This is a genomic window from Mycoplasma sp. 1781 (genome assembly GCF_053851675.1).
This window is the reverse complement of record NZ_JBSQBC010000023.1, coordinates 1-4,434: the sequence shown is the minus strand read 5'-3', so window position 1 is coordinate 4,434 and position 4,434 is coordinate 1. Positions and strand designations below refer to the sequence as shown.

Annotated in this window: 6 protein-coding genes; all 6 read right to left on the bottom strand. The window is 23.5% G+C overall.

Annotated features, from left to right (window positions below; all coding sequences use genetic code 4):
- Window positions 1–183 (bottom strand): hypothetical protein (locus ACWXVP_RS03170; RefSeq protein ID WP_456013048.1); only part of this gene is annotated, 183 nt, incomplete at its 3' end.
- A 100-nt stretch (window positions 184–283) separates the two neighbouring features.
- Window positions 284–1,030 (bottom strand): hypothetical protein, encoded by a 747-nt coding sequence (locus ACWXVP_RS03165; RefSeq protein ID WP_456013046.1) that lies wholly within the window; start codon window positions 1,028–1,030, stop codon window positions 284–286.
- Between the two features lie 3 nt (window positions 1,031–1,033).
- On the bottom strand, window positions 1,034–1,339 hold the full coding sequence (gene cas2 / locus ACWXVP_RS03160) for a CRISPR-associated endonuclease Cas2 (protein ID WP_438340428.1): 306 nt from the start codon (window positions 1,337–1,339) through the stop codon (window positions 1,034–1,036).
- A 4-nt stretch (window positions 1,340–1,343) separates the two neighbouring features.
- Window positions 1,344–2,240 carry a type II CRISPR-associated endonuclease Cas1 gene (cas1, locus tag ACWXVP_RS03155; RefSeq protein WP_455966414.1) on the bottom strand — a complete coding sequence of 299 codons (897 nt, stop codon included), beginning with the start codon at window positions 2,238–2,240 and terminating at the stop codon, window positions 1,344–1,346.
- A gap of 430 nt (window positions 2,241–2,670) precedes the next feature.
- Window positions 2,671–2,856 carry a hypothetical protein gene (locus tag ACWXVP_RS03150; RefSeq protein WP_456013045.1) on the bottom strand — a complete coding sequence of 62 codons (186 nt, stop codon included), beginning with the start codon at window positions 2,854–2,856 and terminating at the stop codon, window positions 2,671–2,673.
- Between the two features lie 746 nt (window positions 2,857–3,602).
- Window positions 3,603–3,791 (bottom strand): hypothetical protein, encoded by a 189-nt coding sequence (locus ACWXVP_RS03145; RefSeq protein ID WP_456013043.1) that lies wholly within the window; start codon window positions 3,789–3,791, stop codon window positions 3,603–3,605.
- Window positions 3,792–4,434 lie beyond the last annotated feature (643 nt).

The following is a 4,434-nucleotide window of genomic DNA, read 5'->3' as shown; positions in this document are numbered from 1 at the left end:
GTTAACTTCTTTTTTGCATAATTTAGCATTTTTTAATTTTTGTTTTAATCTTTTTTTGATTGATATTGAACATTTTGCCCTTAAGGATAATTGCTTATTTGTTAAAGCAGAATATGTAGTTATAACATCTAATAATTTTCGTTTTCTATTTAATTGAAAATAGTTTAATTCTATTTTGCGCATAATAAAACCACCTATAACATTTTACTATATATGTTAGGTGGCTCATTCTTGTTACAATTTAATGAATTCTTGTATATAAACGTTTAAATTCGATTAAAAATTAATCTAAAATGATTGATTTTATAGCATTTTGCAATGTTTTGCTTTCTTTGATTTTTTTAATATCGTCAACGTTGAACTTTTGCATAAGTATTTCTTTAATTAAAGATACATTATCAATATTGATAAATGTTTTATTATCAAAAATTGAACAAACTTCCAACTCTTCAAAGCTATTACAAATATCTCAAATATTGTTAGTTAATATAATAAAGTTAAATTTATTAGTAAAAGTAACCAACTCGCTAATATTGATATTATCAAAATTAGTGATAATTACAAGTTGCTTATCTAATTGATTTGTTAAATCAAAAAACTTAAATAAAATATCTTTATTAATCAATTTCTGATCATTTAGTTGGAATAAAAATTTAACTAACTTTGATTTATCTAAATTAAGATAAATAAAATCTTCAGCAACTAAATTTGTATAAAAATTTAATACTTCAGATAATAAATCACTTTTGATTAAATTTTCTTGATCAATTCTACTGTCTTTTATAAACATTTTATATAAACTATTTTTGCTGCTAAAGTTAAGGATATCAATAACTTTTGATAATGGATTAATAATAATACTTTCATTAACAAAATAGCCTTTATTATTAATTAAAAGACTTGGTTGATTATTTTGATTTTCATGATTAATTAACATAGCTAAAAAAGCTAAAGAGTTACTGCTTTCAATAACTCTAATTCCTTGATAGTCATAATCTAAAAGATGACTAAATTTTACTATTTCTAACATAATTTATACCTCTAAATATATTTTTTTATCTAAGTAATATTCATTTAGTGATTTTTCGCCATTAATGATTTCAATATTTTGATATTGACTTTCTGTTACTAATAGAATTCTCACATTTGATTTTTTTGGAACGATTTTTATTAGTTTATCCTTTTCATAAGGATATTGAGTGTGAGCTGATATACATTTAACATAGATTGAATATTGAATCATGCTATAACCTAATTTAATTAGTTCATTTCTAAATTTATTATAATAAGCGATATTATCATCGTCCATCGAAATATCATACATAACAATTATTCGCATAAATCTACTTTGAATTTCAATCAATGATTAACTCTTCTAATGAACAATTTTCTAATATTTTTTTAACTGAATAATCAATATAATCGCGAATTCTTATATGCTTATTGTTGACATTAATGTGCTCATCAAAAAATTCATATAGCATTTGCTTAAAAATTTTTCAATTCACTTCTTGATAATTAGCTTTCTTGATTAAATACTGATATACAACATAGTCAATAAACACTCTAGCTATTTCCATTAGATCGCATGCTAAACTATAAGGGTTATTAAAGCTTTTATGAAAAACGCCAATGCGATTATCAAAGCCACGCCCATTAATTGACCGACTATAAAATGATAGTAAAATCGTATACCCATAATTTAGCATCGCATTAATATCATCATCGAAGTTATTTCTTTCTCTTTTAAAATCAGCTCCAAAAATATTTTTATAATAAAGTTTAGCTGCATGAGCCTCGCGGTTAGATAAATCACCAATTTTGACATCTAAAATATAATTTTTAAATTTTTGATAATCTTCATCATTAACTAAATTAAAATTTACTAACAAATTAAGTTGATTAGAAATCTTTAATTTAATAATATTTTTTCAGGTTATGGCTTTGTAATTCTCATCTCAAGTTAATTGAGATAAAAATACTTTGTTATTATAATAATTATCAAACGGAATAATTTGCGCCTGAGGCAGATGTTTTTCGTTGCATATAATTATGTTAACTTTTTCTTTTATAAATTTATTAATTAGTGGTATTGATATTGTTGTTTTATTATTTTCGAAAATAATACTATCAATATCATTAGTTGGTATTGTAATTTTACCTTGTTCTTTTTTAATAATTAAATTTCCTAAAAAAAGTGATAAATATTCACTTTCCGTAACATCGATTATTTTCTTCATATTCTTCTTTCTGCTTATATACTAAGCAAAAAAATTACATTGCAATTTTAAATATTATTTAAAAAATTCATTAAATTGGGCTTCTAATAATTAATATAACTATTTAACTTGTTAATTCTTAATCAAATTGCAACATTTTTATAGTTTAAAAATGTTTCTTAAACTTAAGATATCAAATATGTTTTTTAAGACCTAAAAAATTTAAAACAGGAATCAGGAAAATTAACAAAGTGTCATACTTTGCTATTATTTTTTTGTAAATCTATATATTTCGAAAATAAAAATTAAATAATAATATATTTTTAAATTAACCTTACGGGTCTTATTTTAAAAATTAGAATCCATTTTTTAAGCTTTATTTATATTTGGATTGGTTGGCGAACCAATTTTTTCAAACCCACTTTGCGGACATTAAAATAAAATTAAAAATCTACTTAAAGTTTTCATATAGGTCATTACCCACTTTTTTAATTGGGTTTTTAAACATTGTTTTTAAGTGACTCGTTTCTTGTTTTAAATCCGATGTATTTAATTTAAATTTTTCTAAATTTCTAATCAAGTAATTAAACTTGTCCATAAATGTTGAAACGACTGACTTATGCGTTACGACTATCAAACTCAATTTATAAGCCAAATCGTCTTAAACGTCAACATTTTTACCTATTAAAAAAATCTCTTGTGAGTTAAAGTTAGATAAATCACTACTTGCTTTGTAACGATTTTCTGGAGTTTTAAAACAATATTCACCACTTGAGTTCATACAAAATAAAACTTTTATTTTCTTTGAAAAATAACTCTATTGCCGTTAGTAGCAACTGAGGCATAATATTCGTTTAGGTACTTAACTGCGCCTGAATGAGTTTTGTTTTTAAAATGATAATCAACATACCAACCAGGATCGCCTTCAGTTATTTTTCTAAAACAGTTTTTATCGCTATTTCTTTTTAATTTCGGAGATATAGAATTAAAGTAATCTATTAATTGGTCTTCAATCTTACTAATTTCTGTTCAATGTTTTATATTCTTTATATTAAAGAATATGAGATAATTTAATTGAGCAGTTTTAAAAGACTTTTCAACATTACTATTTATTGCATAATAAAATATTGTTTCTAAAACCGTGCTATTTAAAATATTTTTTGCGTTTCTTTTAGCTTCTTTTCTAGTTGCTTTGTGTAAGTGCTCTGTTGCATACCCCCTTTTTAAAGTGGGTCTGTAAGAGTTTTAAAAGACATTATTGACCTTTTGTTCTATAATAAACTGCCATAGTAACATTTCTAGTTCTATCTGTAGGTGATCAAAAACAAAGGAACTAAAATCTCTGATTTTTTCAATTTCAGAATCTACTAGATCAGCACCAAACTATTGTCTATATTTATTTCCTTTATTTTTGTGCGAGGCATTAAATGTCCCACTAAAATTTATAGATTTTTTAATTTTAAAAACTGTAAAACGGCTAAAATCGTGTTTATGGCGATTTGGTTTATTTTTAATTTTTTCATTAGTTATATCGATATAAATACCTTTTCTTTTTTTCTCAAAATCTGTCAAATTATGGATTTCTATTTTTTTATATTTCCAAAATTTCTGTTACAAACATAAATCAAATATCACCATGTGTATTTAATAACTATTCTTTTAATTTAATGTCACCATAATTTTAGGCCCGTATCTTGTAATATAAAAAATATTTTTATTACCATGTTTCTTTTTATAATCATCATAACTATTGTGAATTTTATGAGGTATTTCACTTAAAAAATGGTTACCTCCACTTCCTTTTATTTAATGCGGGATGCAAATTAAAAGCGATTGGCTTAATAATGTGTAATTTATCATTAGCCGCATAACATGTTCTAATGATATTCAATGTATTTAGACTAATTTCAAGCTCGTATAAAACTATATTAATCATATTTCTTTAACTTTACTGTATTTTATAAATTGATCTATGCATTTATATTATCAATAATATAAAAATCAATAAATGAAAAATAAAAACCGCCAGTGGCGGTAAATTCGGCATAAAGCCTTATTTTAGTACATACTATTCTTAAGCAAGATCAGATTGTGATCAAATTTCTGTACATAATCATTATAAAGGATTTTTTAATAAATGTTAAAAAAATATTTTAAAACCATTAATTAGCGTGAAAAATGAGCCACCGATATTTTGAATTTGTTTAATTATACA